Source organism: Enterobacter sichuanensis (genome assembly GCF_002939185.1).
In the GTDB taxonomy this organism is placed as follows: domain Bacteria; phylum Pseudomonadota; class Gammaproteobacteria; order Enterobacterales; family Enterobacteriaceae; genus Enterobacter; species Enterobacter sichuanensis.
On the sequence record NZ_POVL01000006.1, the window covers coordinates 109,676 to 136,393 of the forward strand.

General features: G+C 56.1%; 21 protein-coding genes. 8 read left to right on the forward strand and 13 right to left on the reverse strand.

From position 1 onward, the window contains the following. Positions 1-112 precede the first annotated feature (112 nt). Together malF and malG are read left to right on the forward strand one after the other, a co-directional pair. Positions 113-1,657 (forward strand): maltose ABC transporter permease MalF, encoded by a 1,545-nt coding sequence (gene malF, locus C5687_RS04875; protein ID WP_104556509.1) that lies wholly within the window; start codon positions 113-115, stop codon positions 1,655-1,657. Between the two features lie 14 nt (positions 1,658-1,671). Continuing rightward, the gene (gene malG / locus C5687_RS04880) at positions 1,672-2,562 is read left to right on the forward strand and encodes a maltose ABC transporter permease MalG (protein WP_104556510.1); all 891 of its coding nucleotides are present in this window, start codon (positions 1,672-1,674) and stop codon (positions 2,560-2,562) included. 97 nt (positions 2,563-2,659) lie between these two features. On the opposite strand, the gene psiE is transcribed toward malG, so the two are convergent. Next, on the reverse strand, positions 2,660-3,070 hold the full coding sequence (psiE, locus tag C5687_RS04885; RefSeq protein ID WP_000202963.1) for a phosphate-starvation-inducible protein PsiE: 411 nt from the start codon (positions 3,068-3,070) through the stop codon (positions 2,660-2,662). 96 nt (positions 3,071-3,166) lie between these two features. Between psiE and C5687_RS04890 the strand changes: the two genes are divergently transcribed. Beyond that, a complete protein-coding gene (locus tag C5687_RS04890) occupies positions 3,167-3,619 on the forward strand; it encodes an acyltransferase (protein ID WP_104556511.1) in 453 nt (150 codons plus the stop codon). Between the two features lie 79 nt (positions 3,620-3,698). On the opposite strand, the gene C5687_RS04895 is transcribed toward C5687_RS04890, so the two are convergent. The 5 genes from C5687_RS04895 to pgi form a co-directional block, all read right to left on the reverse strand. Continuing rightward, positions 3,699-5,795 carry a YjbH domain-containing protein gene (locus C5687_RS04895; protein WP_104556512.1) on the reverse strand — a complete coding sequence of 699 codons (2,097 nt, stop codon included), beginning with the start codon at positions 5,793-5,795 and terminating at the stop codon, positions 3,699-3,701. Continuing rightward, positions 5,795-6,532 carry a capsule biosynthesis GfcC family protein gene (locus C5687_RS04900; RefSeq protein WP_047957522.1) on the reverse strand — a complete coding sequence of 246 codons (738 nt, stop codon included), beginning with the start codon at positions 6,530-6,532 and terminating at the stop codon, positions 5,795-5,797. Before C5687_RS04900 ends, C5687_RS04895 begins: the two co-directional genes overlap by 1 nt. Beyond that, on the reverse strand, positions 6,529-7,167 hold the full coding sequence (locus tag C5687_RS04905) for a YjbF family lipoprotein (RefSeq protein WP_104556513.1): 639 nt from the start codon (positions 7,165-7,167) through the stop codon (positions 6,529-6,531). Before C5687_RS04905 ends, C5687_RS04900 begins: the two co-directional genes overlap by 4 nt. Positions 7,168-7,285: 118 nt before the next feature. Next, positions 7,286-7,528, reverse strand: coding sequence for an exopolysaccharide production protein YjbE (gene yjbE / locus C5687_RS04910; protein ID WP_008503423.1), 243 nt, complete (start codon positions 7,526-7,528; stop codon positions 7,286-7,288). A 367-nt stretch (positions 7,529-7,895) separates the two neighbouring features. Next, positions 7,896-9,545, reverse strand: a complete 1,650-nt coding sequence (gene pgi, locus C5687_RS04915) for a glucose-6-phosphate isomerase (protein WP_094919312.1) — start codon at positions 9,543-9,545, stop codon at positions 7,896-7,898. A 374-nt stretch (positions 9,546-9,919) separates the two neighbouring features. Here pgi and lysC point away from each other — a divergent pair, with 374 nt between their 5' ends. Both lysC and panS read left to right on the forward strand, forming a co-directional pair. Beyond that, entirely contained in the window at positions 9,920-11,269 is a 1,350-nt protein-coding gene (lysC, locus tag C5687_RS04920; RefSeq protein WP_045286172.1) for a lysine-sensitive aspartokinase 3, read from the forward strand. A 93-nt stretch (positions 11,270-11,362) separates the two neighbouring features. Then, positions 11,363-12,307 (forward strand): ketopantoate/pantoate/pantothenate transporter PanS, encoded by a 945-nt coding sequence (panS, locus tag C5687_RS04925; RefSeq protein WP_104556514.1) that lies wholly within the window; start codon positions 11,363-11,365, stop codon positions 12,305-12,307. 67 nt (positions 12,308-12,374) lie between these two features. On the opposite strand, the gene rluF is transcribed toward panS, so the two are convergent. Continuing rightward, positions 12,375-13,247 carry a 23S rRNA pseudouridine(2604) synthase RluF gene (rluF, locus tag C5687_RS04930; protein WP_059386230.1) on the reverse strand — a complete coding sequence of 291 codons (873 nt, stop codon included), beginning with the start codon at positions 13,245-13,247 and terminating at the stop codon, positions 12,375-12,377. Between the two features lie 196 nt (positions 13,248-13,443). Here rluF and C5687_RS04935 point away from each other — a divergent pair, with 196 nt between their 5' ends. Both C5687_RS04935 and C5687_RS04940 read left to right on the forward strand, forming a co-directional pair. Further along, a complete protein-coding gene (locus tag C5687_RS04935; RefSeq protein WP_029882644.1) occupies positions 13,444-13,746 on the forward strand; it encodes a type II toxin-antitoxin system RelE/ParE family toxin in 303 nt (100 codons plus the stop codon). A gap of 6 nt (positions 13,747-13,752) precedes the next feature. Next, positions 13,753-14,040, forward strand: a complete 288-nt coding sequence (locus C5687_RS04940; protein WP_013095028.1) for an addiction module antidote protein — start codon at positions 13,753-13,755, stop codon at positions 14,038-14,040. Here C5687_RS04940 and C5687_RS04945 read toward each other — a convergent pair. After that, positions 14,037-15,668, reverse strand: a complete 1,632-nt coding sequence (locus C5687_RS04945; RefSeq protein WP_104556515.1) for a Na/Pi cotransporter family protein — start codon at positions 15,666-15,668, stop codon at positions 14,037-14,039. The two genes, C5687_RS04940 and C5687_RS04945, sit on opposite strands and share 4 nt — an antisense overlap. Before the next feature lie 116 nt (positions 15,669-15,784). After that, positions 15,785-19,468, reverse strand: coding sequence for a methionine synthase (metH, locus tag C5687_RS04950; RefSeq protein WP_104556516.1), 3,684 nt, complete (start codon positions 19,466-19,468; stop codon positions 15,785-15,787). Between the two features lie 193 nt (positions 19,469-19,661). Between metH and iclR the strand changes: the two genes are divergently transcribed. Next, positions 19,662-20,492, forward strand: a complete 831-nt coding sequence (iclR, locus tag C5687_RS04955) for a glyoxylate bypass operon transcriptional repressor IclR (RefSeq protein ID WP_047957517.1) — start codon at positions 19,662-19,664, stop codon at positions 20,490-20,492. Positions 20,493-20,529: 37 nt separating this feature from the next. Here iclR and aceK read toward each other — a convergent pair whose 3' ends face one another. The 4 genes from aceK to metA form a co-directional block, all read right to left on the reverse strand. Further along, positions 20,530-22,266 (reverse strand): bifunctional isocitrate dehydrogenase kinase/phosphatase, encoded by a 1,737-nt coding sequence (gene aceK, locus C5687_RS04960; protein ID WP_047957516.1) that lies wholly within the window; start codon positions 22,264-22,266, stop codon positions 20,530-20,532. A 117-nt stretch (positions 22,267-22,383) separates the two neighbouring features. Then, the gene (aceA, locus tag C5687_RS04965) at positions 22,384-23,688 is read right to left on the reverse strand and encodes an isocitrate lyase (protein ID WP_045286166.1); all 1,305 of its coding nucleotides are present in this window, start codon (positions 23,686-23,688) and stop codon (positions 22,384-22,386) included. A 31-nt stretch (positions 23,689-23,719) separates the two neighbouring features. After that, complete coding sequence (gene aceB / locus C5687_RS04970; protein ID WP_045286165.1) at positions 23,720-25,321, reverse strand: malate synthase A; 1,602 nt, start codon at positions 25,319-25,321, stop codon at positions 23,720-23,722. Positions 25,322-25,591: 270 nt separating this feature from the next. Next, a complete protein-coding gene (metA, locus tag C5687_RS04975) occupies positions 25,592-26,521 on the reverse strand; it encodes a homoserine O-acetyltransferase MetA (protein WP_045286164.1) in 930 nt (309 codons plus the stop codon). Positions 26,522-26,718 lie beyond the last annotated feature (197 nt).

A 26,718-nucleotide genomic window follows, 5' to 3' on the forward strand; every position in this document is an offset into this window, starting at 1 on the left:
ACGGCGGGTGGCGCTTGCGCTTACCCGCCCTACGACTACGGCACGATCCGTAGGTCAGGTAAGCGCAGCGCCACCTGACGATAAGTTTTCACCGTTGTAGAGGAAAAACCCCATGGATGTCATTAAAAAGAAACGCTGGTGGCAAAGCGACACGCTGAAATGGTCAGCGATAGGTCTGCTGAGTCTGCTGGTGGGTTACCTTGTTGTTTTAATGTACGTACAAGGGGAATATCTGTTTGCCATCATGACGCTGATTTTAAGCTCTGCTGGCCTGTATATTTTCGCCAACCGTAAAACCTATGCCTGGCGTTATGTCTATCCGGGCGTGGCCGGGATGGGGCTGTTTGTCCTTTTCCCGCTGATTTGTACTATCGCCATTGCGTTTACCAACTACAGCAGCACCAACCAGCTTGCGCAGGAACGCGCGCAGCAGGTCCTGCTGGACCGCTCTTATCAGGCCGGCAAGACCTTTAACTTCGGCCTGTATCCTGCCGGTAAAGAGTGGAAGTTAGCGCTCACTGACGAAGCTAGCGGCAAATACTATGTCTCCGACGCCTTCACGTTCGGCGGCGAACAGAAGCTGGCCTTAAAAGAGGCTGCCGCCCTGCCGGAAGGTGAACGCGCCAACCTGCGCGTCATTACCCAGAACCGTCAGGCGCTGACCCAGCTCACTGCCGTGTTGCCAGACGAAAGCAAAGTGACGATGAGCTCGCTGCGCCAGTTCTCCGGCACACAGCCGCTCTACACCCTGGCGGATGACGGCACACTGACCAACAACCAGAGCGGCGTGAAATATCGTCCGAACAACGACATTGGTTTCTATCAGTCCATTACCGCCGACGGCAAATGGGGTGATGACAAACTCAGCCCGGGCTATACCGTGACCATCGGCTGGGACAACTTTACCCGCGTGTTCACCGACGAAGGTATTCAGAAACCGTTCTTCGCCATCTTTGTCTGGACAGTCGTCTTCTCGGTGCTGACCGTGCTGCTGACCGTGGCCGTGGGCATGGTGCTGGCCTGCCTGGTTCAGTGGGAATCCCTGAAAGGGAAAGCGATTTACCGCGTGCTGCTGATCCTGCCCTATGCCGTACCGTCGTTCATCTCGATTCTGATTTTCAAAGGGCTGTTTAACCAGAGCTTCGGTGAAATCAACATGATGCTGAGCGCGCTGTTTGGCATCAAACCAGCCTGGTTCAGCGACCCGACCACCGCCCGCGCGATGATTATCATTGTGAATACCTGGCTGGGCTATCCGTACATGATGATCCTGTGCATGGGTCTGCTGAAGGCCATCCCGGACGACCTGTACGAAGCCTCAGCGATGGATGGCGCAGGCCCGTTCCAGAACTTCTTTAAGATTACGCTGCCGCTGCTCATTAAACCGTTGACGCCGCTGATGATCGCCAGCTTCGCCTTTAACTTTAACAACTTCGTGCTGATTCAGCTGTTGACCAACGGTGGTCCGGACCGTCTTGGCACCACCACGCCGGCAGGCTATACCGACCTGCTCGTGAGCTACACCTACCGTATCGCTTTCGAAGGCGGCGGCGGACAGGACTTCGGTCTGGCGGCAGCGATTGCCACCCTGATCTTCCTGCTGGTTGGCGCACTGGCGATTGTGAATCTGAAAGCCACACGTATGAAATTTGACTAAGGAGGGCAACGATCATGGCTATGGTACAACCCAAATCTCAAAAACTGCGCCTCCTCGTGACGCACTTAGGTCTGCTGATTTTTATCGCGGCGATCATGTTCCCGCTGCTGATGGTTATCGCCATCTCCCTGCGTTCGGGTAACTTCGCCACCGGGAGCCTGATCCCGGACGAAATCTCCTGGGAGCACTGGAAGCTCGCGTTGGGCTTCAGTGTGGAACATGCGGATGGCCGCGTCACGCCGCCGCCGTTCCCGGTCCTGCTTTGGCTGTGGAACTCGGTGAAAATCGCAGGTATTACGGCGGTTGGTATCGTGACGCTTTCCACCACCTGCGCTTACGCCTTCGCCCGTATGCGTTTCCCGGGCAAAGCAACGCTGCTGAAAGGGATGCTGATTTTCCAGATGTTCCCGGCAGTGCTCTCCCTGGTGGCGCTGTATGCCCTGTTTGACCGTCTGGGCCAGTATGTGCCGTTTATCGGTCTCAACACCCACGGCGGCGTGATCTTCGCCTATCTGGGCGGTATCGCACTGCATGTGTGGACAATTAAAGGCTATTTCGAAACCATCGACGGTTCGCTGGAAGAAGCAGCCGCGCTGGATGGGGCAACCCCGTGGCAGGCGTTCCGTCTGGTGCTGCTGCCGCTCTCGGTGCCAATCCTGGCGGTGGTGTTTATCCTGTCGTTTATCGCCGCCATCACCGAAGTGCCTGTCGCGTCGCTGTTGCTGCGCGATGTTAACAGCTACACCCTGGCCGTAGGGATGCAGCAATACCTCAACCCGCAAAACTACCTGTGGGGTGACTTTGCCGCAGCGGCCGTACTCTCTGCCATCCCGATTACCGTGGTGTTCCTGCTGGCGCAGCGCTGGCTGGTCAACGGCCTGACGGCGGGCGGTGTGAAAGGTTAAGTTTCATTTTGTTATGCCACTGCAACCCTCAACTTTAGACGTATTGTATTGACCCAACTTGTGACTGTTGTTAGGCGCTCTTCGGAGCGCCATTTTTTTATTCTCGCTTAAGCCGCTTCGAATTACACAGCCAAAGGGTGATCACCAGCAGCAGGATCGCCGCCGAGTAGATCAGCACATCAAGGGGAGATTTATGATCGACGATGATCAGCCGCACTATCGCGGTGATCCCAATGTAGACAAAATAGCGTAGCGGGAAGTGAAAGCCTGACTGAAAATACTTCACAATCAGGGCGATAAATTCAAAGTAGAGAAAGTAGACCACCAGTCCTTCCACCAGCGCATATTTGCTGGTTTGCTCGGGGGCGAACAGCACATCCGCCAGATGCACCGTCTCTTTACCCAAAAAGACGACCAGTATCAGGCCAAGGCTCAGCAGACCGAGGTTCAGCACGGTCTGGAGGATTGTTGAGATAAACTCAACGCGCGGGCGAGTCAGGGATGTCATACAGCACCTCATTCTCCAGGGCGAGGTTCCTGTATAACGCAAAAATGTGACGTGGATCTATATTTTTTAATTATGTTTTATGTACGGAGGTAAACGATGGAGCGCAAACCCACCGGGGTTCGTAACGTCACCTGTGGCGAAAATGTCACCGTGTACGAACCGGCCAATCTTTATGACTGCGTGCTCGGTAACGGGGTGTTCGTCGGCCCGTTTGTTGAAATTCAGGGCAATACGCGAATTGGCGACGACAGCAAGATCCAGTCGCACACCTTCATCTGTGAGTACGTCACTGTCGGCGAACGCTGTTTTATCGGCCATGGTGCGATGTTTGCCAACGACCTGTTTCGCGAAGGCAAACCCAATGCTGACCGGAACAGCTGGGGGCGAATTACCGTAGGGAATGATGTATCGATAGGCAGCGGTGCCACCATCCTGGCGGTCTCCATCTGCGATGGCGCGGTGATTGGCGCAGGCAGCGTGGTAACCAAATCCATCACCGAGAAAGGCATTTATGCCGGGAACCCGGCGAGGCTTCTGCGCCGCCTGTAGGTCGCCCGGTGGCGCTGGCGCTTACCGGGCCTACGAAACCGTAGGCCGGGCCAACGCAGTGCCGCCCGGCAATCAGGCATCAGCGGAAGTTAATATTCTTATCGCTGGTCATGTCGTACAGCTGGAACTTACGACCCAGCTGCTGACCGCCGTCACGCGTCAGCGGCGTCCAGCCAATGGCCGCACGGCTGCGGGTTGGGCCTGACGAGAAGAGATCCAGCGGAATCGACACATACACCCCTTTGGTGAAGTCCCCTTCCCCGTATTCGTCCGGCGAGACGTTGGTGATGGTGGCGTAACCGCCCACGACCACGCCGCTGTCGAAGTGTTTAGAGATATCCAGCGTGCCGCCCTTATCGCCCGCCAGGTACTGACCGACGCTGGCTTTTACCAGCACATCAGGGGCAAACGACGGCGTCCAGTAGGCGGTCAGATGGCCCGTTTTGACGCTGTAGTCGGTGAACTTCATCATGTCCTGCGCGCTGCGCCAGTCACGCTGCTTGACGTAGTTGGCATCAATACCAAACGCCCAGTTGCTGTCCACCGGACGATACAGCACTTCCGCCCCCGCGCCGCCGTACATGGTTTCCAGGTACCCCCCGTAAACCTGGCCGTAGAAGCCGTTGCCGAAGTACTGGAAGTAGTTGGCCTGCAGGTTGTTCACGTAGGCATCGTTCTGCACATATTCACGCACGCGGGTACGCACGCGCGGCAGCGTCGAGTCTTTTGGCGGGTTGGTGTAGTTGAACTTGTCGTAGTTGTTGGCGATGTTGCCAAACAGGCTGCCGGTGGTCAGCAGGTGGTCGGTGAGCCACAGATCCGCCGTCGCCATGACCCCGAGCTGATACATGTAGAAGTTTTCCGGCCCGCCGACGGACTGGTTCAGCACCGGATCGATATGGAAATCAAAGCGCGATTTATCGATATACCAGCCCTGTTCGGTAGTGTCCGGCACGATCGGCTCAACGCGTTTTTGCACCAGTTCGGTTTCATGCCCCAGTGGTTCGCCTTCCAGATGGCGCTTGAGGCTGGCGACGTCCGTTTCCGTTGTCACCTGCGGCAGGTTGAGACGGTTCTCCGTCACGCGGATCGTACGGATCCCGTCCGGCAGATCGTTCATGATGATCCGGTTGGCGCGCTCGATCCCTTCCCGCGAGTCGCGATATTTCACCTGCTCACCGGTGACGTACAGCGTATCCCCTTTGACCTGAATTTTCGGATCGGCGAGGCCTGCGTTGTATTTCAGCAACGTCAGCTGGTTTGCCACCACGGAGTGCTGCAGGATCGCATCCTGCGGCTCCGGCTGGTATGCAGGCCGCGCGTTGTCGTTGTAGTGCGGACGCATGTCGTTAAAGTTGGTGCGCAGCGTGAAGCCAAACATCACCGTATTGCCACGCTCGTAGCTGAGGTTAACGTCAGCCCAGTCAGTGACGCGATAAACGGCGCCGACGTTAAACTTGCTCTTCTGCTCAATCTTCCCGGCGAAATCCTGCGAGTAGTTATTACCTTCGTACTCCAGCTTCAGGCGCAGCGGCTGCCAGGGGGTCTGATATTCCACACCGCCAAACAGCGACGCCGGGCCGTGGAACATCTGGTCGCCATTGATGGATCCCGCTTTCTGATAGCTGTTATCGCGGTAGCAGTATTTATCGCTGTAGGAGCAGAACGGGTTGGTCACGTTACCGCTGGTGCCCAGATAGCCCCATCCCAGGCCGAGCGAGAAGTCGAACGGTCCCCAGGCTTTGCTGGCGACGACGTATTCCGCATCAAACAGACCGGTACCGCCGATATCACGCGCGCCAACGGAGACCTGCGGCATCCAGTAGCTCTCTTCCCACAGACGCAGTTTGACGTCGAAGGCTTTATCTTTGTAGGTCTGATCGCCAGAGAAGGACTCAACGCTGCTGTATTTTTTGGTGCGCACGTCGGTGTAGCGCAGCGTGGTTTCAAGCCACGGGAACAGCTGCACAGAGGCCGAGTAGTAGCGATACTGGTCGTTATCGCGGTAGTTAAGGCTCAGCTCACCTTCACGCGCCATTCGCGCGGTGGGTGTCTGCATTAAACCGACGCCACCGAAGTCTGACTGAGACGGGCCAATGGGTGCCGGATACGTTTCTGCGTGGCAGGCGGCGCTCACGCAGAGCGCCAGCATGCTGTAGAGATAGGTTCTTTTCATTATTCCGGTATCCGCTGAATCAGGGAGTGAAGGATATCGGCGTTGAGCCCGTCATAGGCCTTCGTCCAGAAATGGTCGGCAAAACCGACAAAAATCACGCTGCCAGGCGCAGGTTCGATATGGCGCTTGTTCCAGTAAGCAACCGGGGCTTTTTGCGTGTGCCCGTCCGGGTAAACCACCCAGGCGTAGCTGTTGTCCGCTCCGCTCAGCAGGCTTTGCTCGTCAAGATAGCTCGCCACATCGCGACCCGGCGTAAAAGGCTTGTTACCCGGGCTGCTGATCAGTCCGAAGACGGTAATGGTGGCAGGCTGTGCCGGTAGCCAGAGCGTGTAATCGCCTTCCAGCGCCGGGTTGCCGTTCTCCGACACCCGCACGTCATCCGGATCGAGATTGACCTGCAGCCGTCCTGTTATCTTCAGAGCCTGAAGCTGCTGGCGAACGCTGTTAATCGCTGCCGCGTCATCACCGTCTTCCTGCTCCGCTAACCCCGTAAGCCTGGCGAGAAGCGCCTTGTGCTGTTGTTCCGCTTCAGCAGTCTTCTGGCGTTCAGCGATGACCGCGCCCGACCACCAGCTGTTTGCCAGACGTGGCTGGCCGACGAGATCGATAAGATGACCGGCATTGGTCAACGTTTTAGGCTGCGTGCTCTCCGGGGTATAGACCTTCACCGTTCCGGCAGACCATGCGAGCGGTGTGGTAAAGCTTGCGATCAGCGCAACGCGAATAAGTGTTTTCATGATTTCGCGGCCTTGATCAGCGTGGTTTTGACCGGGAAGAATCCGGCGCCGAGATACTGCAGGGACTGGCGGATCTGCCCGTCATCGTCGATCCAGAAACGGTTATGCCAGGTGGCCTGATCGGTGACGACCTCTTCATCCAGCACGCGGACACGGGTTTCATCGCTGCCCACGCTGACGCTGTCCGTGCCGTTCCAGCGGAAGGTTGAACGTGCCGTGGCGTAACGCACCTGCTTATGTTCGGTCCAGCCCATCGTACGCGTCCAGCTTGCGCCGTCGGTAATCTGGTTCGGTTTGATCAGCGGGTCGGCCGCGAGGTTATTCACCTCAAGCAGGTTATCGCCCCCCAACAGGGTTTTTACGATACGACCGTGCTGCGTCACGATGGTGGCCTGATCCTGCGTCACCCATTTCTGCTGCCCGTTTTCATCGAAAGCGAGCACCACAAACAGTTGCGGGCCATCGTTAAGCTGCATGTACTGGCTGGCATACGGCATGTTTTGCAGTTCGTCATCGGTAAGATGCACGCCCGGTGTGCCGAACATGCTCTCCCACAGTGAGTTTCCCAGCCCTTGGGTGGTGGCCGAGCACGCCTGCAACAGCAGGCAAATCAGGATGATCCCAGGTCGCTTCACGACTCTTCTCCGCATTATTGCCGGGTGGCGCTGCTCGTACCCGGCCGACAGGTCCCGAAGGCTACTGAAAAGCCAGAATAACCACACCGAAGTGTGGTTATGATTAAAACACCCGCTATTACTGGGTGCTGGTTGTCGTGGTGGTCGTGGTTCCGGTATTGGAGCCATCACCGCCACCGGTTGCCGCCAGCGCGACACCCACGGCTGAACTTACGGTGCTGGCGCTGGCCGCGGTAGAACTTCCCGCAGACGCAGACGTCGCAGCCGAACCTGCCGCTTCCCCGACCTGAACCGGAGCTGCATAAACAGATGTCGCCGCAAGCGCAGATATGGCAAAAATGCCATACAGTACTTTCTTCATAAGAATTTCCCTTCATTGAATGAATGGAGATTTGCCCAAAAAGAATTTCAGGCGGATTCGAGTATACACAACTCCCGCCGTGGGTTTGCCGTCCGGGGAAATAGGAAAGGGGTTTTCAGACTAATGGATAAAATTGAAAGATAAGAGCAATTAACCAAATATAGAAAACATATAAATCAATAAGATAGAATTAAAAAGTGACTATGTCGTTATCCGTATATTCCTAAAGTAAACCTCAGTCATTAACGGGTTAACGGCTTTTTTCAGATTAAACTCAGTACAGGAATTTGGGCTAAATAACAGACATCAGGAATTATCTGATAAAAAAATGCCGGCATATCGCCGGCACATTTTCATGACAATTTAATTACGCACGCCATGCTTTATAACGGTTAATCAAGCCATTGGTCGAGCTGTCGTGGCTGGTGATCGCGTTATCGTCACCCAACTCTGGCAGGATACGGTTTGCCAGCTGTTTGCCCAGCTCAACGCCCCACTGGTCAAAGGTGAAGATGTTCAGGATCGCGCCCTGAGTAAAGATTTTGTGCTCATACAGGGCAATCAGCGCACCCAGGCTGAACGGCGTGATTTCGCGCAGCAGGATGGAGTTGGTTGGACGGTTGCCTTCGAACACTTTGAACGGGACAACGTGGTCCAGCGTGGCCGGATCTTTACCCTGGTCGCGGTATTCCTGCTCAACCACCTCACGAGATTTACCAAACGCCAGCGCTTCGGTCTGGGCGAAGAAGTTCGACAGCAGCTTCGGATGATGGTCGGACAGCGGGTTATGGGTGATAGCCGGGGCGATGAAATCGCACGGTACCATTTTGGTGCCCTGGTGAATCAGCTGGTAGAAGGCATGCTGGCCGTTAGTACCCGGCTCGCCCCAGATGATTGGCCCGGTCTGGTAATCCACCGCGTTGCCGTTACGGTCAACATATTTACCGTTGGATTCCATGTTGCCCTGCTGGAAGTAAGCAGCAAAGCGGTGCATGTACTGGTCATACGGCAGGATCGCTTCGGTTTCGGCACCGAAGAAGTTGTTGTACCAGATACCGATCAGCGCCAGCAGCACCGGCAGGTTTTTCTCAGGTGCGGTGGTGGAGAAGTGTTTATCCATCGCGTGCGCGCCGGAGAGCAGCTCAACGAAATTGTCGAAGCCCACGGACAGGATGATGGACAGACCGATCGCGGACCACAGAGAGTAACGGCCGCCAACCCAGTCCCAGAACTCAAACATATTCGCGGTATCGATACCGAACTCGCTGACCGCTTTACCGTTGGTGGACAGCGCCGCGAAGTGTTTCGCCACGTGCTTGTTGTCGCCCGCGGTTTTCAGGAACCAGTCGCGCGCGCTGTGGGCGTTGGTCATGGTTTCCTGGGTGGTAAAGGTTTTAGACGCGACCAGGAACAGGGTGGTTTCCGGGTTCACGTTTTTCAGCACTTCGGCGATGTGGGTACCATCAACGTTCGAGACAAAGTGCATGTTGAGGTGGTTTTTGTACGGGCGCAGCGCTTCGGTCACCATGAACGGACCGAGGTCAGAACCGCCGATACCGATGTTAACCACGTCGGTGATCGGTTTGCCGGTGTAACCTTTCCAGCTTCCGGAGATGATCGCTTCAGAGAAGGCTTTCATCTTTTCCAGCACCGCATTCACTTCCGGCATCACGTCTTTGCCGTCGACGATGATTGGGGTATTGCTACGGTTACGCAGGGCCACATGCAGCACGGCACGGTCTTCGGTGCGGTTGATCTTCTCACCGGAGAACATGGATTTGATGGCGTCGGCCAGTTCAGTCTCTTTCGCCAGATCCTGCAGTTTTGCCAGCGTCTCTTCGGTGATACGGTTTTTGGAGAAATCCACCAGCATCAGGTCATCAAAAGTCGCGGAGAACTTATTGAAACGATCGGCATCTTTCGCGAACAGATCCGCGATGGTGACGTCTTTCATTTCATCAAAATGTTTCTGGAGTGCCTGCCAGGCAGCGGTCTGCGTTGGGTTGATGTTTTTCATTAGCAATACTCTTCTGATTTGAGAATTGTGACTGCGGTCGATTGTAGCGCCTGCAAATAAAAATTGTGATGGTTTTTATGCCATTGCCCTGGCCTGCATCAAACACAGGTGAAAAGACCCGAAAAGTATAGCTGCTGTATTGCCCTTCTGCGGCGGCGAAATGTCGGTCAAAAAGCCCTAAAACGGAGCATAAAATCTGGCCCTGTTATAAGTCCTGTTTCTCAGGGGTACCCCCCCATAAAAAATCCGCATAATCCCAGCATTGACAGGACCTCCCCCACATTTTATTTATAGGGCCGTATTTTGCGCCTGCACCTGTTTTCGTTTCATTCTTGTGCCATGGTCGCTTATTCATTCCCTGACACGAGGTTGTTATGACGAGTTTTGTGGTCGCCAAATTTGGCGGCACCAGTGTGGCCGATTACGATGCCATGAACCGCAGCGCCGATGTGGTGCTGGCCGATCCGAATACCCGCCTGGTGGTGCTTTCCGCCTCTGCCGGCGTGACGAACCTGCTGGTTTCTCTGTCTGAAGGACTGGAAGCGACAGAACGTTTCGTTAAGCTGGATGCACTGCGCAAAATTCAGTTCGACATCCTTGAACGTCTGCAGAACCCGAACGTCATCCGGGAGGAAGTGGAACGTCTGCTGGAAAATATCACCACGCTGGCCGAAGCGGCCTCTCTGGCAACCTCCACCGCCCTGACAGACGAGCTGGTCAGCCACGGTGAACTGATGTCCACCCTGCTGTTCGTGGAAATCATGCGCGAACGTAATATTCCGGCGCAGTGGTTTGACGTGCGCAAAGTGATGCGTACCAGCGATCGCTTTGGCCGCGCCGAGCCGGACGTAGAAGCGCTGGCCGAGCTGACCACTCAGCAGCTGGCCCCACGCCTGGCCGATGGCATTGTGATCACCCAGGGTTTTATCGGCAGTGAAGCAAAAGGGCGCACAACAACGCTTGGCCGTGGCGGCAGCGACTATACCGCCGCGCTGCTGGGCGAAGCCCTGCATGCCACCCGCGTCGATATCTGGACTGACGTTCCGGGCATTTACACCACCGATCCGCGCGTCGTTTCTGCGGCCAAACGTATTGATGTCATCGCTTTTGAAGAGGCGGCGGAAATGGCCACCTTCGGCGCGAAAGTGCTGCACCCTGCCACGCTGCTGCCGGCCGTGCGCAGCGATATTCCGGTGTTCGTCGGCTCCAGTAAAGATCCGAAAGCGGGCGGTACGCTGGTCTGCAAGAAAACGGAAAACCCACCGCTGTTCCGCGCGCTGGCCCTGCGCCGTCGCCAGACGCTGGTGACGCTCCACAGCCACAATATGCTGCACTCGCGCGGTTTCCTGGCGGAAGTGTTTGGCATTCTGGCGCGCCATAATATCTCCGTGGATCTGATCACCACTTCTGAAGTGAGCATTGCGCTGACGCTGGACACCACCGGCTCTACCTCCACCGGTGACACCCTGCTGACACAGTCGCTGCTGATTGAGCTGTCTGAGCTGTGCCGCGTGGAAGTGGAAGAAGACCTGGCGCTGGTAGCCATCATCGGCAACAAACTGTCCCGCGCCTGCGGCGTGGGCAAAGAAGTGTTCGGCGTGCTCGACCCGTTCAATATCCGTATGATTTGCTACGGCGCGTCCAGCTATAACCTCTGCTTCCTGGTGCCTGCCGATCAGGCCGAGCAGGTGGTGCAGAAACTTCATCAGAATTTGTTTGAATAAAATTCGTTAGCACGATAAACATTATCTACAAGCCGGGCACAGACCCGGCTTTTTCATAACTAAACAACACGACAATACTGCAAGGAATCCACTATGTTATCCGCCATTACCCGGCTGTTCCCGCTCTGGGCACTGCTGCTCTCCGTACTCGCGTATTACACTCCCGCTACGTTCACGAGCATTGGTCCGTGGGTCACCACGCTGCTGATGTTGATCATGTTCGGTATGGGTGTCCACCTGAAAATCGACGACTTCAAACGCGTGCTGTCCCGCCCGGCGCCTGTCGCAGCAGGGATTTTCCTGCACTACCTGGTGATGCCGCTTGCGGCGTGGCTGCTGGCTATGGCCTTTAAGATGCCGCCCGACCTCTCCGCCGGGATGGTGCTGGTGGGTAGCGTGGCCAGCGGCACGGCGTCTAACGTGATGATCTTTCTTGCGAAAGGCGACGTGGCGCTTTCCGTCACTATCTCTTCCGTCTCAACCCTGGTGGGCGTAATTGCCACACCGCTGTTAACCCGCCTGTACGTGGACGCGCATATTCAGGTGGATGTGATGGGCATGCTGGTGAGCATTCTGCAAATCGTGGTGATCCCGATTGCGCTGGGCCTGGTCATTCACCATCTCTTCCCGCGCGTGGTGAAAGCGGTTGAGCCGTATCTGCCTGCCTTTTCGATGGTCTGTATTCTGGCCATAATCAGCGCCGTGGTGGCGGGCTCCGCGTCGCACATTGCTTCCGTGGGGTTTGTGGTAATCGTCGCTGTGGTGCTGCATAACACCATCGGCCTGCTGGGCGGCTACTGGGGCGGGAAACTGTTTGGCTTTGACGAATCGACCTGCCGCACGCTGGCAATCGAGGTAGGCATGCAGAACTCCGGCCTGGCGGCAGCGCTCGGGAAAATTTACTTTTCACCGCTGGCGGCACTGCCGGGAGCCCTGTTCTCCGTCTGGCATAACCTGTCCGGTTCGCTGCTGGCGGGCTACTGGTCAGGAAAACCGATAGAAGAAAAGCCACAGGAAACTGGCGAATATCGTCTTTAACAGTCGGGTGGCGCTACGCTTACCCGACCTACGCTCTCCGCACGCGCAAGCCGGGGAAAAAAGGGGCTTAACGCCCCTTCTTTTTACGCCCCGGCTGGGTAAAGCGTTTGCCGTTACCCGGTTTGCCGCGTCCTTTCTCTTCCGCCTGTGGCGCCTTGACCACCGGGCGCTTAATCGCCTGGGTTTTCGGTTTCGCTTTGGCCTTCGGCTTCGCTTCGGACGAGGAGTTCTCGATAAGCCTGAACAGCTCAATCAGTTCATCATCCGTCAAGTCACGCCACTCGCCCAGCGGGATACCGGACAGGCTGACGTTCATGATGCGGGTACGCTCAAGCTTCGTCACTTCATAGCCAAAGTATTCACACATACGGCGGATCTGGCGGTTTAAGCCCTGCACCAGAGTAATGCGGAACGCGAACGGCGCCTCTTTCTTCACCTTACACTTTTTCGTGACGGTCCCAAGGATCGGCACACCGGCGCCCATGCCGCGAATAAACTCGTCCGTGACCGGCTTATTCACCGTCACAATGTACTCTTTCTCGTGATCGTTACCGGCACGCAGGATTTTGTTGACCAGATCGCCGTGGTTGGTGAGGAAAATCAGCCCCTGAGAGTCTTTATCCAGACGGCCGATCGGGAAGATACGGCTGCTGTGGTTCACGAAATCAACAATGTTATCCCGCTCGCCATCTTCCGTGGTGCTGACAATCCCAACCGGTTTATTCAACGCGATAAACACCAGGTCTTCAGCATCGCGAGGTTCGATGAGCTGACCATTCACTTTTACCACGTCGCCAGGCATCACCTGGTCACCAATCGTGGCGCGTTTGCCGTTGAGGAACACGTTACCCTGTTCAATGTAACGGTCCGCCTCGCGACGTGAGCAGATCCCGCTCTCGCTAATGTATTTGTTTAATCGGGTTGATTGAGTTGGCAGCATAGTTTCTCCTGTGAAGGCGAAATATACCTTAGGTTTGGGCTGGAAAAAAAGATTAGCCGACGGTAACTGAGACGGGTTTTTTAGTTTGCGAGACACTTTCAGGATTTAGCGTCAGGCCATTTATCCTTGAGCTAACTCCTTTTAGCTTTACTCCCCACATACATTTATTTGTAGTTTATAAATCACAGGGAGTAATATGAAGGAGATCGTTCAGACAGAATCCTTCCGACGCTGGGAGCAAAACTTAAAAGATCGGCGAGCAAGGACCATTATCGCTTCCCGCCTCTTTCGGTTGGCAAATGGCTTAGCGGGCGACATAAAACCCGTGGGGGAAGGTATATGCGAGCTGAGGATCCACTTTGGTCCGGGCTACAGAATCTATTTTAAAGACCAGGGCAATTGCATCATCGTGCTGTTGTGTGGTGGTGACAAAAGCAGCCAGGCCAGAGACATACTTATGGCAAAAATGCTGAGCAATGTATCCCAATGGCAGGAGTGAATGAGCATGCATAAATTAACACCCTACGATCCAGCCATCGCGTTGGTGGATGATGAGGAAATAGCCGTGTTTATGGCTGATGCATTAGAAACTGGTGACTCAGCGTATATTGCTAAAGCTTTGGGCGTCATCGCGCGAGCGAAAGGGATGTCGACCATTTCACAGCAAACTGGCCTGTCACGAGAACAACTGTACCGATCATTTAGTGATAAGGGGAACCCAACGCTTAAAACCACGCTGGCGGTCATGAAAGCATTGGGTCTTGGGCTCACAATCAAACCCGCCGGGGATTAATAGTCATCCCGCTCGTCATCTTCATCTGGCTGTTCCATCACGCTATAGGCCACCGCACAGAACAATGAGTTAAGGCGTTTCATATCCCCCAGCAGCCCCAGGTGCAGGGAGCTGGTCTCAATACTCTGCACGTTCTGCTGATGCAAACGCTCAACGTGGGCGTGCGAGTAGCGGCGGTTGAGGATACGGAAGCGATGCTTGTTGCGGCGCAGGCGGCGCGCGCTTGGCACGTCGCTGGAAAAGAAGACCAGCATCGCCAGCTTCAGGTTGCTAAGAAGTTGTTCGTGCAGAGCTTCCAGCTCCTTCAGCCCTTCGACGGAGAATGCACGGCGGGCGGCCAGAGATTTGTCAGCAATTTCACTGCCCATCCGCTCCACAATATCCGAAGCCTGCTCAAGGTTAAGCGACATCTCTATGATTTCCGCCCAGCGGCGGGACTCCTCCTCCGCCAGTTCATCCTGCGGTATGCGCGCCAGATAGAGCTTGATGGCGGTATAAAGCACGTTGATATCATCCGCCAGCCTGCGCAGCTCTTTCTCTTCTCGCGGCTCACCGTGCATCACTTTTTGCAAGCCTTCGAGCATGGTTTCCATGGCGTCGCCCATGCGAAGCGTCTCGCGGGCGGCATTCGCCAGCGCCAGCGCCGGCGTATCCAGCGCGGAGGTATCCAGATGCTTCGGTTTCAGGCGCGCATCCAGCTCCGGTTCATCCTGGATCAGGCGCTCACAGAAGCGGGCCATCGGCTCGGCAAAGGGGACCATCGCCAGGCAACGTACCAGGTTGTAGAAGACGTGGAAGTAAATCACCAGCTCCGCCTTCGGCAGCGGGAGGTTGTCCATCAGGTTCGCCAGTGGATGGACAAACGGCAGAATGATCAGGCTGCCCACCAGCTTAAACAGGAGGCTACCCAGGGCCACGCGGCGGGCGGCAGCGTTGGCGGCGCTGTTATTGAGCATCGCCAGCAGGCCAGAGCCGAGGTTAGCCCCGATCACCAGGCACAGCGCAACCGGGAAGGAGATCGCCCCGGCGGCGGTGAGCGTTGCCGTCAGCAGCACGGCGGCCAGGCTGGAGTAGCTGACGATGGCAAACACCGCGCCAATCAGCGCGTCCAGCATGATGTCACCGGTCAGGGAGGCGAAGATGACCTGAACACCGTTGGCCTCAGTAATAGGGGTGACGGCCTGAACAATCAGCTCCAGCGCCAGCAGGATCAACCCAAGGCCAATCCCCACGCGCCCAAGCTGCCCGGCCCGCGTCTGTTTGCGTCCGAGGAAGAAGATGACGCCAATGAAAATCAGCAGCGGCGACAGCCAGGAGAGATCGAACGTCAGGATACGCGCCATCAGCGCGGTACCCACGTCCGCCCCCAGCACAATGACCAGCGCCGGGGCCAGCGCCACCAGATCCTGCGCCACAAAGGAGGTGACAAGCAGTGTTGTGGCGTTACTGCTCTGCACCAGTGCCGTCACGCCAATACCCGCGCAGAAGGCGAGCGGCTTCTTCTCAACGCTGTTGCTGAGAACGGTGCGTAAACGGGCACCAAAGACGCGCATCACGCCGGTACGAACGATATGGGTGCCCCAGACGAGCAGTGCGACTGCAGAGAGCAGATGTAACAAGGTCAGCACGGAAGGTTTTCCTCCTTATCGTTATTCGTTTTCCTTAGGTTCAGTATAAGGGTTTAAACGTAAGAAAGAGACAGGGCGCCCAATGAGCGCCCTGTTTGTTGTAAGGAAAAGTGACGTCAGTCCGCGTCGTAGCCTAAATTCGGTGCTAACCAGCGCTCCACTTCAGCAACGCTCATGCCTTTACGCAGGGCATAATCTTCAATCTGATCCCGCTGCAGCTGCGCCACGGCGAAATATTTGCTGTCAGGATGGCTGAAGTACCAGCCGGAAACGGACGCCCCCGGCCACATGGCGAACGACTCGGTAAGCTTCATCCCGGTATGCGCCTCTACGTCCAGTAATGTCCAGATGGTGCCTTTTTCGGTGTGCTCGGGACAGGCCGGATAACCCGGTGCCGGACGAATGCCCTGGTAGTTCTCGCGGATCAGCTCCTCGTTGCTGAGGTTCTCATTGGCCGCGTAGCCCCAATGCACCTTACGTACGCGCTCATGCAGGTACTCGGCGAAGGCTTCCGCCAGGCGGTCGGCAATCGCTTTCACCATGATTTTATTGTAATCATCGTGCTGCGCTTCAAAAGCGTCCGCCAGGGCATCTTCTTCCAGACCACCGGTCACGGCGAAGGCACCGATATAATCCGCTTTACCGGAAAGCTTCGGCGCCACGAAATCGGCCAGGCAGTAGTTGGCAAAGCCCACTTTTTCGGTTTGCTGACGCAGATGGCGGCTGACCGCCAGCACATGGGTGCGGGTTTCATCACGATAAATTTCGATGTCATCGCCCACGCGGTTCGCCGGGAAGAGCCCGACCACGCCCCGCGGGTTAAGGGTTTTCTCTGCGCTGAGCTTATCGAGCATATCGTTGGCGTCTTTAAACAAGCGCTTCGCCTCATCACCGACCACCTCATCCTCGAGGATGCGCGGATATTTACCCGCCAGCGACCAGGTCATAAAGAACGGAGTCCAGTCGATGTAGTTGCGCAGCGTTTCGATGCTGGCGGTCACCTCCTGCACGCCCAGGCGATGGGCCACCGGCGGCGTATAGCTCGACCAGTCAAAGGCCAGATCGTTATCGCGTGCCGCCTGCAGCGTTACCGGTGGCGTACGCGGTTTCTTGCGGGAATGCTGGATGCGGACGGTTTCGTACTCTTTACGGGTACGCGCCACAAAGTCATCGCGCTGGGTGTCGGAGAGCAGCGCGGAGACCACGCCAACGGTGCGCGAGGCGTTCTGCACGTACACCGTCGGGCCGCTGTAGTTCTGTTCGATTTTAACTGCCGTGTGCGCTTTAGAGGTGGTCGCCCCGCCAATCAGCAGCGGAATGGTGAAGCCCTGACGCTCCATCTCTTTCGCCACGTTAACCATCTCGTCCAGCGACGGTGTGATCAGCCCGGAGAGGCCAATCAGGTCGGCATTCACTTCGCGCGCGGTCCTGAGGATTTTATCCGCCGGGACCATCACGCCGAGGTCGATAATTTCGTAGTTATTACACTGCAGCACCACGCCGACGATGTTCTTGCCGATGTCATGCACGTCGCCCTTCACGGTGGCAATGACCATTTTGCCGTTGCTGGAACCCTGCTCTTTGCTGGCTTCGATAAACGGCTCCAGGTATGCCACGGCCTGCTTCATTACGCGGGCAGACTTCACCACCTGGGGCAGGAACATCTTGCCCTCACCGAACAGATCGCCCACCACGTTCATGCCGTCCATCAGTGGCCCTTCGATCACTTCAATCGGACGGGCTGACTGCTGACGCGCCTCTTCGGTATCCTGTTCGATGAACTCGGTGATGCCTTTGACCAGCGAATATTCCAGGCGTTTTTTCACGTCCCAGGCGCGCCACTCGGCCTGCTGAACATTGGCTGCGTCATCCGACTTGCTGCCACGGTATTTTTCGGCCAAATCCAGCAACCGCTCGGTCGCGTCGTCGCGGCGGTTAAGGATCACGTCTTCTACCGCGTCGCGTAGCTCCGCAGGCAGGTCGTCATAAATTGCGAGCTGTCCGGCGTTGACGATCCCCATGTCCATCCCGTTGCGGATGGCGTAGTAGAGGAACACGGCGTGAATCGCTTCACGCACCGGGTCGTTACCGCGGAACGAGAACGAGACGTTCGACACGCCGCCGGAGATCAGCGCATGCGGCAGCTCGCGTTTGATGTCTTCACACGCGCCAATAAAATCCTGGGCGTAGTTATTGTGCTCTTCAATCCCGGTCGCGACGGCGAAGATATTCGGGTCAAAGATGATGTCTTCCGGTGGGAAGCCCACCTCTTCGGTTAAAATCTTGTACGCGCGGCGGCAAATCTCGATTTTGCGCTCGCGGGTGTCGGCCTGGCCCACTTCGTCAAAGGCCATCACCACCACAGCGGCCCCGTAGCGGCGCACCATCTTCGCGTGGTGGATAAAGATATCCACACCCTCTTTCATCGAGATGGAGTTGACGATGCCTTTCCCCTGAATGCATTTCAGCCCTTTTTCGATGACCTCCCATTTGGAGGAGTCAATCATGATCGGCACGCGGGCGATATCCGGCTCACCGGCAATCAGGTTGAGGAAACGCACCATCGCCGCTTCGGCGTCGAGCATCCCCTCATCCATGTTGATATCGATAATCTGAGCGCCGCTCTCCACCTGCTGGCGGGCGACGTCCAGCGCTTCGCTGTACTTCTCTTCTTTAATCAGGCGCTTGAACTTCGCCGAGCCGGTGACGTTAGTACGTTCACCCACGTTCACAAACAGGCTGTCTTCGCCGATGGTCAACGGCTCAAGGCCGGAAAGACGACAGGCAACGGGAAGCTCCGGCAGCTTGCGCGGCGGCAGTCCGGCTACGGCGTTGCTCATCGCAGCGATGTGCGCCGGCGTGGTGCCGCAGCAGCCGCCGACGATGTTCAGAAAGCCGGACTCGGCCCATTCGCGAATTTGTGCCGCCATGGTGTCGGCATCCAGATCGTACTCACCAAACGCGTTCGGCAGACCGGCGTTCGGGTGGGCGGTGACGTAGCATTCCGCAATACGCGACAGCTCCTGCACGTACTGGCGCAGCTCATCCGGCCCCAGCGCACAGTTCAGGCCGAAGGAGAGGGCCTCCGCATGCCGCAGCGAGTTGTAAAACGCTTCAGTTGTCTGGCCGGACAGCGTACGGCCCGAGGCGTCAGTGATGGTGCCGGAAATCATGATCGGCAGGTCAACGCCCAGCGCCTCGAACTCCTCTTTCACCGCGTAAATCGCGGCTTTGGCGTTGAGGGTGTCGAATACCGTTTCAATCAGGATCAGATCGGAACCGCCTTCCACCAGCGCTCTGGTCGATTCACGATAGGCCACGACCAGCTGGTCAAAGGTGATATTACGAAACGCCGGGTCGTTCACGTCCGGTGAAATCGACGCGGTGCGGTTAGTGGGACCCAGCACCCCTGCAACGTAGCGCGGTTTCTCCGGCGTGCGTGCCGTCCACTCATCGGCACAGGCGCGCGCCAGTTTCGCGGCTTCATAGTTGATTTCCGCCGACAGGGATTCCATCTGGTAATCCGCCATGGCGATGGTTGTCGAGTTAAAGGTGTTGGTTTCAATAATATCCGCGCCCGCCTCAAAGTAGGCGTTGTGGATATCCTTGATCACGGACGGGTTGCTGAGCACCAGCAGGTCGTTGTTTCCTTTCAGGTCGCATGGCCAGTCAGCGAAGCGTTCGCCGCGGAAATCGTCTTCGCTCAGGCGATAGCCCTGGATCATGGTGCCCATACCGCCGTCCAGCACCAGAATTCGTTCATTTAACTGCGCACGCAGTTGCTCTACTTTGCTGCTCACACTTGCTCCCGACAACGCTCAACAAGGCCAAAAGGCTGCATCCCATACTGGCACAATCTCGCAGGGTGGAAAAGTCACTCAGGGGTAACATGAGACATGTTCACCATCACTCCTCCGATCAGTCAGGATAACGGTTGCAAATTCACCAAATAAAACGAAAATGATTTCCACGATACAGAAAAAGGAGATCGTCATGGTCGCGACCGTTCCCGCTAAACGCGGCAGAAAACCTGCTGCCACCACCGCCGCCGCACAACAGAGCGGACAGGTTCAATCGCTCACGCGCGGTCTGAAGCTGCTGGAGTGGATAGCCGAGTCGCACAGCAGCGTGGCCCTGACGGAGCTGGCGCAGCAGGCGGGCCTGCCGAACTCCACAACCCACCGGCTATTGACCACCATGCAACAGCTGGGCTTTGTCCGTCAGGTCGGCGAGCTGGGGCACTGGGCGGTAGGCGCCCATGCGTTTATCGTCGGCAGCAGCTTCCTGCAGAGCCGCAACCTGCTGGCGATTGTGCACCCGATTCTGCGCAAGCTGATGGAAGATTCCGGCGAGACGGTAAACCTGGCGGTACTCGACCAGAGTGATCATCAGGCGATCATTATTGACCAGGTACAGTGCACGCAGCTGATGCGCATGTCAGCCCCCATTGGCGGCAAGCTGCCGATGCACGCGTCGGGCGCGGGGAAAGCGTTTCTGTCACAGCTGAGCGAGGAACAGGTGACAGGGCTGCTGCACCGCAAGGGACTGCATGCCTACACGCACGCTACGCTGGTGTCGCCGGTGCATCTGAAAGAAGATTTGGCCCTGACCCGCAAGCGTGGCTATTCGTTTGATGACGAAGAACATGCCCTCGGCCTGCGCTGTATCGCAGCCTGTATCTTTGACGAACACCGCGAACCGTTTGCCGCCATCTCCATCTCCGGGCCGATTTCCCGCATGACCGACGATCGGGTCACCGAGCTGGGTGCGCTGGTGATTAAGGCGGCGAAAGAGGTGACCCTGGCGTATGGTGGGATCCGTTAGGCATGCATTGCCGGGTGGCGGCTTCGCTTTACCCGGCCTACATGATGCCCTCTGAAAACCGGATGCAAAAGCGCTGCTTACGGCGGTAAGCGTAGACATCTTCCACATGCCCATTTTTGATCCGCGTTTGCAGTCCCCGCCAGTAGCTGGCGCGGAACAGATCCTCATGCATCTCTTCAAACAACGGCCCGATGCGCGGGTCAGCGCACAGCCAGTGGCGAAACTCTTCAGGAAAGACATCGCCCGGTGAGACGCTGTACCACGGCTCGCCGGAAAGCTCATCTTCCGGATAACGGGGCGGTGGGATATCGCGGAAATTCACTTCTGTCATGTAGCAAATTTCGTCGTAATCGTAGAACACCACGCGTCCATGACGCGTGACGCCGAAGTTCTTAAACAGCATATCGCCGGGGAAAATATTGGCCGCGGCAAGCTGGCGAATCGCGTTGCCGTACTCTTCAATGGCATCACGCAGCGCCTGGCCTTCGGACTGCTCCAGCCAGATATTCAGCGGCACCATGCGGCGTTCAATATAGAGATGGCTTATTACGATTTTGTCGCCAAGATCGGTGATTTTACCCGGGGCTTCCTGCAGTAAAAGGGTCATGAGCGCCGGATCGATCTGCTGCTTATCCAGCACAAAGTTTTCGAACTCCTGAGTATCCGCCATGCGTCCGACGCGATCGTGCTCCTTCACCAGTTGGTAGCAGGCACGAACGTGTGCCGCGGTCATCTCTTTCTGCGGCGCGAATTTATCTTTGATCACCTTAAATACGCGGTCGAAGCCCGGAAGGGTAAATACCAGCATCACCATGCCGCGAATGCCGGGCGCTTCAATAAACTGCTCATCGGCGGTGGTGACATAGCGCAGGTACTCCCGGTAGCTTTCCGTTTTGGCGTGCTTCTGACAGCCAATCGCCATATACAGCTCGGCCGTGGTTTTGCCCGGCAGGATCTCACGCAACCACTCCACGAGCGCGGCAGGTAACGGGGCATAGACCATAAAGTAGGAGCGGGCGAAGCCAAACACAATGCTGGCCTCCGCGCTGGTGGTCAGGCAGGTATCGACAAACAGTTCTCCGTCATCGGTGCGATGGATGGGCAGCAGAAACGGCAGAATGGCCGAGGGTGTAATCAGTTTACCGACCAGCCATGCGGCTTTATTGCGGTAGAAAAGCTCATTGGCGACCTGCAGATGGCTGTGGCTGAGCACCTCCGTACCGAAAGTTTCAATAAGATGGGCGTGGATATAACCAATATCCCGGGCTTTATTCTCCCAGGGCAAGCGCAGCGGCAAATCAGTTAGCACACGATGCAGGAGCTTATCCCATCCGCTATCAGGGAAGAAATCTTTAGCCAGCGGACGCGGAATGGTACGAAAGCGTCGCTCGGGCTGGGAGCTGAAGATAAATAACCGCTCAGGAGATAATGAGCGGTGGTCAAATAACCGGCAATAGACGGAGTTAAAAAAGCTCTCCGCAATCTCGAAGCGCGGGTAGTCCGGTAACAAATGGGTGTAATGATCCTTCACGCGCAGCAAAAATTCCGCATCCGGGCTTTTACCGTCGGTAATGCAGCGCAACTGCTCCACCACCAGACCCACGTGGTGGTCGTAAAGATGGATACGCTGCTTCATCGCCTGCTGCACCGCATGCCAGTCAGCGTGTTCAAAGCGCTGCTGGGCGCCGGAGGTCACTTCCAGAAAACGTCCATACTGGGCATCAAAGCCCTGCAGAATAGTTTGGGCAATCAGTAATTCCAGACCACGCGACATATATTCCCCTTACCCCTCACCCCGGCCCTCTCCCCAATGGGGCGAGGGAGAAACAGATCTGCACCAGACCGTCCCCTCTCCCCTTCGGGGAGAGGGTTAGGGTGAGGGGGGAAAAGATTAGAACTGTGCTTCTTCCGTTGATCCCGTTAAAGCGGTGACGGAGGAGGCGCCACCCTGAATGATGGTTGTCACGTTATCGAAGTAGCCGGTTCCCACCTCCTGCTGATGTGAAACGAAGGTATAGCCCTCTTTACCGGCGGCAAATTCTGGCTGCTGTACCTTCTCAACATAGTGCTTCATGCCCTCACCCTGCGCGTAGGCATGGGCCAGGTCGAACATGTTGAACCACATGCTGTGGATACCCGCCAGGGTGATGAACTGGTACTTGTAGCCCATATCGGACAGCTGCTGCTGGAAGCTGGCGATAGTTTTATCGTCCAGATTCTTCTGCCAGTTGAAGGACGGCGAGCAGTTATAGGCCAGCAGTTTGCCCGGGTATTTCGCGTGGATGGCATCGGCAAAGCGTTTTGCCAGCGCCAGATCCGGCGTGGAGGTTTCACACCAGACCAGGTCCGCGTATGGGGCGTACGCCAGGCCACGGCTGATCGCCTGCTCAATGCCCGCATGAGTGCGATAGAACCCTTCGCTGGTGCGCTCGCCGGTAATAAACTCGCTGTCGTACGGGTCGCAGTCCGAGGTGATCAGGTCAGCCGCGTCCGCATCGGTACGGGCAATGACCAGCGTCGGCACGCCGAGCACGTCAGCGGCCAGACGCGCCGCTACCAGCTTCTGAATCGCTTCCTGGGTCGGGACGAGAACTTTTCCGCCCATGTGCCCGCACTTCTTCACGGACGCCAGCTGATCTTCGAAGTGAACGGCCGCTGCACCGGCCTCAATCATCGATTTCATCAGCTCAAATGCGTTCAGCACGCCACCAAAACCGGCTTCTGCGTCCGCGACGATCGGCAGGAAGTAGTCAATAAAGCGCGGATCGTTTGGCTCGATACCTGCGGCCCACTGGATCTGATCCGCACGGCGGAAGGTGTTGTTGATCCGATCCACGACCGACGGCACCGAGTTAGCCGGATAGAGCGACTGATCCGGATACATGCTGGACGCCAGGTTGGCATCCGCCGCGACCTGCCAGCCGGAGAGATAAATAGCTTCAATGCCTGCCTTCGCCTGCTGCAGTGCCTGACCGCCGGTCAGCGCACCGAGGCTGTTGATATAACCCTTTTTGGAACCGCCGTGCAGCAGCTTCCACATTTTCGCCGCACCGTTCTGGGCCAGCGTGCATTCCGGATTGACCGAGCCGCGTAATTTCACCACCTCTTCCGCGCTATAAGGACGGCGGATGCCTTCCCAGCGAGGCTGTGTCCACTCTTTCTTTAATTCTTCGATTTGTTGGGTACGGGTTTTCATGTGCAGATGCTCCATATTGTTATGTGGTGAGTTACGCCAGGAAGCGGTAGCCCGGCAGGGTCAGGAAGTCGATTAAGTCATCTGATGTGGTGATTTGCTCCATCAGGCGCGCGGCGTCGTCAAAACGTCCGCTGCTGAAGCGGTGTTCGCCCAGCTCGTCCTGGATCACCCGCATCTCTTCAGCCAGCATCTGGCGGAACAGGGATTTGGTCACCGGCTTGCCGTTGCTGAGCGTTTTTTGATGGTGGATCCACTGCCAGATTGAGGTGCGTGAGATCTCTGCCGTCGCGGCATCTTCCATCAGGCCGTAGATCGGTACACAGCCGTTGCCGGAGATCCACGCTTCGATGTACTGCACGGCGACGCGAATATTGGCGCGCATGCCCTCTTCCGTACGTTCGCCTGCACACGGGGCCAGCAGCTGTTCTTCCGCCGTTGGGGCATCCTCTTCGCGCGTAACGAACAGCTGGTTTTTGTTGTCACCGAGTACGCGGTTGAAGACTTCCATGGCCGTATCCGCCAGACCCGGGTGCGCGATCCACGTCCCGTCATGGCCGTTACGTGCTTCAAGCTCTTTATCGGCTTTCACTTTATTGAGCACCTGGTTGTTACGCTCAGCATCTTTGCTCGGGATAAAGGCCGCCATACCGCCCATCGCAAAAGCGCCGCGCTTGTGGCAGGTTTTGATCAGCAGACGCGAGTAGGCGCTGAGGAACGGTTTATCCATGGTGACGACCTGGCGATCCGGCAGCACGCGGTCGGGATAGTTTTTCAGGGTTTTGATGTAGCTGAAAATATAGTCCCAGCGCCCACAGTTCAGGCCGACAATGTGGTCGCGCAGGGCATGGAGAATTTCGTTCATCTGGAACACTGCGGGCAATGTTTCAATCAGCAGTGTGGCCTTGATGGTGCCACGCGGCAGGTTGAAACGATCTTCCGCATAGCTGAACACCTCGCTCCACCAGGCCGCTTCCTGCCAGGCCTGCGTTTTAGGCAGATAGAAATACGGGCCGCTACCTTTTGCCAGCAGGGCTTTATAGTTGTGGAAGAAATAGAGCGCAAAATCAAACAGGCTTCCCGGAATGGCTTCCCCGCGCCAGGTAACATGTTTTTCCGGCAGATGCAGACCACGTACGCGACAGATCAGCACCGCCGGGTTCGGTTTGAGTTGATAAATTTTACCGGCTTCGTTGGTATAGCTGATGGTGCCGTTCACGGCATCGCGCAGGTTGATCTGACCCTCGATGACCTTACGCCAGTCCGGTGCCAGTGAGTCTTCAAAATCGGCCATAAAGACTTTAACGTTCGCGTTCATGGCGTTGATCACCATTTTACGCTCTACCGGGCCGGTGATCTCAACGCGACGATCCTGTAAGTCGTCAGGAATGCCGCGAATTTTCCATTCACCACGGCGAATGGAAGCGGTTTCCGAAATAAAACCAGGCAACTTGCCGTTATCAATTTCCTGCTGCTGATGAATGCGTGCCGCCAGCAGCTTATTACGCTGTGGCGTAAAGCGGGTTACCAGTTCAGTCAGAAATTCTACCGCTTCTGCCGTCAATACTTGCTGTTCCTGCTCGCCATACGGCTGGGTAAAGGCCAGTTCATCGACCGTCGTTGCCTGTTGAGTCATTACTCTGCTCCTCATCAAAGATCCAAAATCACGCCCCCGATGCGAACGAAAGATCGTTGGGTAGTTTTCGCTCAGCAGAATTAAGACTATCTCCATTTTTTCTAAAATCAAAAACAATTTCCATTTTAATTTAAAATAACAGGCAACCAATTGATTTTAATGAGATTAAAGTTACCTCGCTTGATGAGTGGCATTTCGGAAATAAAAAAGGCACCCGAAGGTGCCTGATGTGAATAGCTGAAACGCTTTAGGATCGTTTAATGCAGACGATTACTCCAGCGTCGGATTCATGTGACGCAGATCGTATGGCGTGATCTGGTAGACGTAATAGTTGAGCCAGTTGGTAAAAAGCAAATTCCCGTGGCTGCGCCAGGTGGCTCTCGGTGTGTTCTGTGGATCGTTTTTCGGGAAATAGTTGTACGGAACATCCGGGTTAAGGCCCGCTTCGACATCACGGAAATACTCTGACGCGAGGGTATGCGGATCGTACTCCGGATGTCCGGTCACAAAGGCAATGCGTTTATCTTTGCTGGCAAACAGGTAAGCATCGCCATCCTCTGTTTCGGCCAGGATCTCCAGATCGGTGTAATCACGAATCAGCTGCGCCGGGAAATCGGCATAACGTGAATGCGGTGCCAGGAAAGAATCATCAAACCCGCGCGTCAGCAGAGCATGGGGATGGAGAATGTGGTGTTCGTACACGCCGGAGAGCTTTTCAGTGCGGGTTTGTTTGGGGATGCCATAAAGAATATTCAGAGCGGCTTGTACCGCCCAACAGACAAACAATGTCGACGTGACGTGATCTTTTGCCCACTCCAGCACCTGTTTGATCTGCGGCCAGTAGGCAACATCGTTGAATTCAACCAGACCCAGCGGGGCACCGGTCACAATCAGTCCGTCGAAGTTTTCGCCCTGAATGTCATCGAAGTTGCAGTAGAAGGTGTTCAGGTGCTCAGAAGGCGTATTACGCGACTCTCGGGCATCGATTCGCAGGAGCTGAATATCCACCTGCAGCGGGGAGTTCGAGAGCAAACGCAGGAACTGGTTTTCAGTTTCAATCTTCTTCGGCATCAGATTGAGAATAAGCACCTTCAGCGGGCGAATTTCCTGAACTGTCGCACGTGAAGCCGTCATAACGAAGACGTTTTCTTCACGTAAGAAATTGACGGCTGGTAGCTCGTCCTGCACCCGAATCGGCATAACCTTACTTCCTCACAGTATACGTATAAACGTTTAGACATCCAGACAGCTAACGATACCCAGAAATGATCGGAATGTCGAGTCTGCAAGGCGAAGGTGAGAAAGTTTCAGGGAGAGGGAGAAAAACAAAAGCAAAAAACCCCGCACCTTACGGTACGGGGTTCTTCTTGATTGATGCCTGGCAGTTCCCTACTCTT

Excerpts from the sequence above, each read along its gene's own strand:
- C5687_RS04890 (WP_104556511.1), top strand. The coding sequence starts at position 3,167 with ATGGAGCGCAAACCCACCGGGGTTCGTAACGTCACCTGTGGCGAAAAT.
- aceK (WP_047957516.1), bottom strand. The coding sequence starts at position 22,266 with ATGTCGCGTGGTCTGGAATTACTGATTGCCCAAACTATTCTGCAGGGC.
- psiE (WP_000202963.1), bottom strand. The coding sequence starts at position 3,070 with ATGACATCCCTGACTCGCCCGCGCGTTGAGTTTATCTCAACAATCCTC.
- aceB (WP_045286165.1), bottom strand. The coding sequence starts at position 25,321 with ATGACTCAACAGGCAACGACGGTCGATGAACTGGCCTTTACCCAGCCG.
- C5687_RS04895 (WP_104556512.1), bottom strand. The coding sequence starts at position 5,795 with ATGAAAAGAACCTATCTCTACAGCATGCTGGCGCTCTGCGTGAGCGCC.
- yjbE (WP_008503423.1), bottom strand. The coding sequence starts at position 7,528 with ATGAAGAAAGTACTGTATGGCATTTTTGCCATATCTGCGCTTGCGGCG.
- metA (WP_045286164.1), bottom strand. The coding sequence starts at position 26,521 with ATGCCGATTCGGGTGCAGGACGAGCTACCAGCCGTCAATTTCTTACGT.
- iclR (WP_047957517.1), top strand. The coding sequence starts at position 19,662 with ATGGTCGCGACCGTTCCCGCTAAACGCGGCAGAAAACCTGCTGCCACC.
- malG (WP_104556510.1), top strand. The coding sequence starts at position 1,672 with ATGGCTATGGTACAACCCAAATCTCAAAAACTGCGCCTCCTCGTGACG.
- pgi (WP_094919312.1), bottom strand. The coding sequence starts at position 9,545 with ATGAAAAACATCAACCCAACGCAGACCGCTGCCTGGCAGGCACTCCAG.
- aceA (WP_045286166.1), bottom strand. The coding sequence starts at position 23,688 with ATGAAAACCCGTACCCAACAAATCGAAGAATTAAAGAAAGAGTGGACA.
- C5687_RS04935 (WP_029882644.1), top strand. The coding sequence starts at position 13,444 with ATGAAGGAGATCGTTCAGACAGAATCCTTCCGACGCTGGGAGCAAAAC.
- C5687_RS04900 (WP_047957522.1), bottom strand. The coding sequence starts at position 6,532 with ATGAAAACACTTATTCGCGTTGCGCTGATCGCAAGCTTTACCACACCG.
- C5687_RS04940 (WP_013095028.1), top strand. The coding sequence starts at position 13,753 with ATGCATAAATTAACACCCTACGATCCAGCCATCGCGTTGGTGGATGAT.
- lysC (WP_045286172.1), top strand. The coding sequence starts at position 9,920 with ATGACGAGTTTTGTGGTCGCCAAATTTGGCGGCACCAGTGTGGCCGAT.
- panS (WP_104556514.1), top strand. The coding sequence starts at position 11,363 with ATGTTATCCGCCATTACCCGGCTGTTCCCGCTCTGGGCACTGCTGCTC.
- rluF (WP_059386230.1), bottom strand. The coding sequence starts at position 13,247 with ATGCTGCCAACTCAATCAACCCGATTAAACAAATACATTAGCGAGAGC.
- malF (WP_104556509.1), top strand. The coding sequence starts at position 113 with ATGGATGTCATTAAAAAGAAACGCTGGTGGCAAAGCGACACGCTGAAA.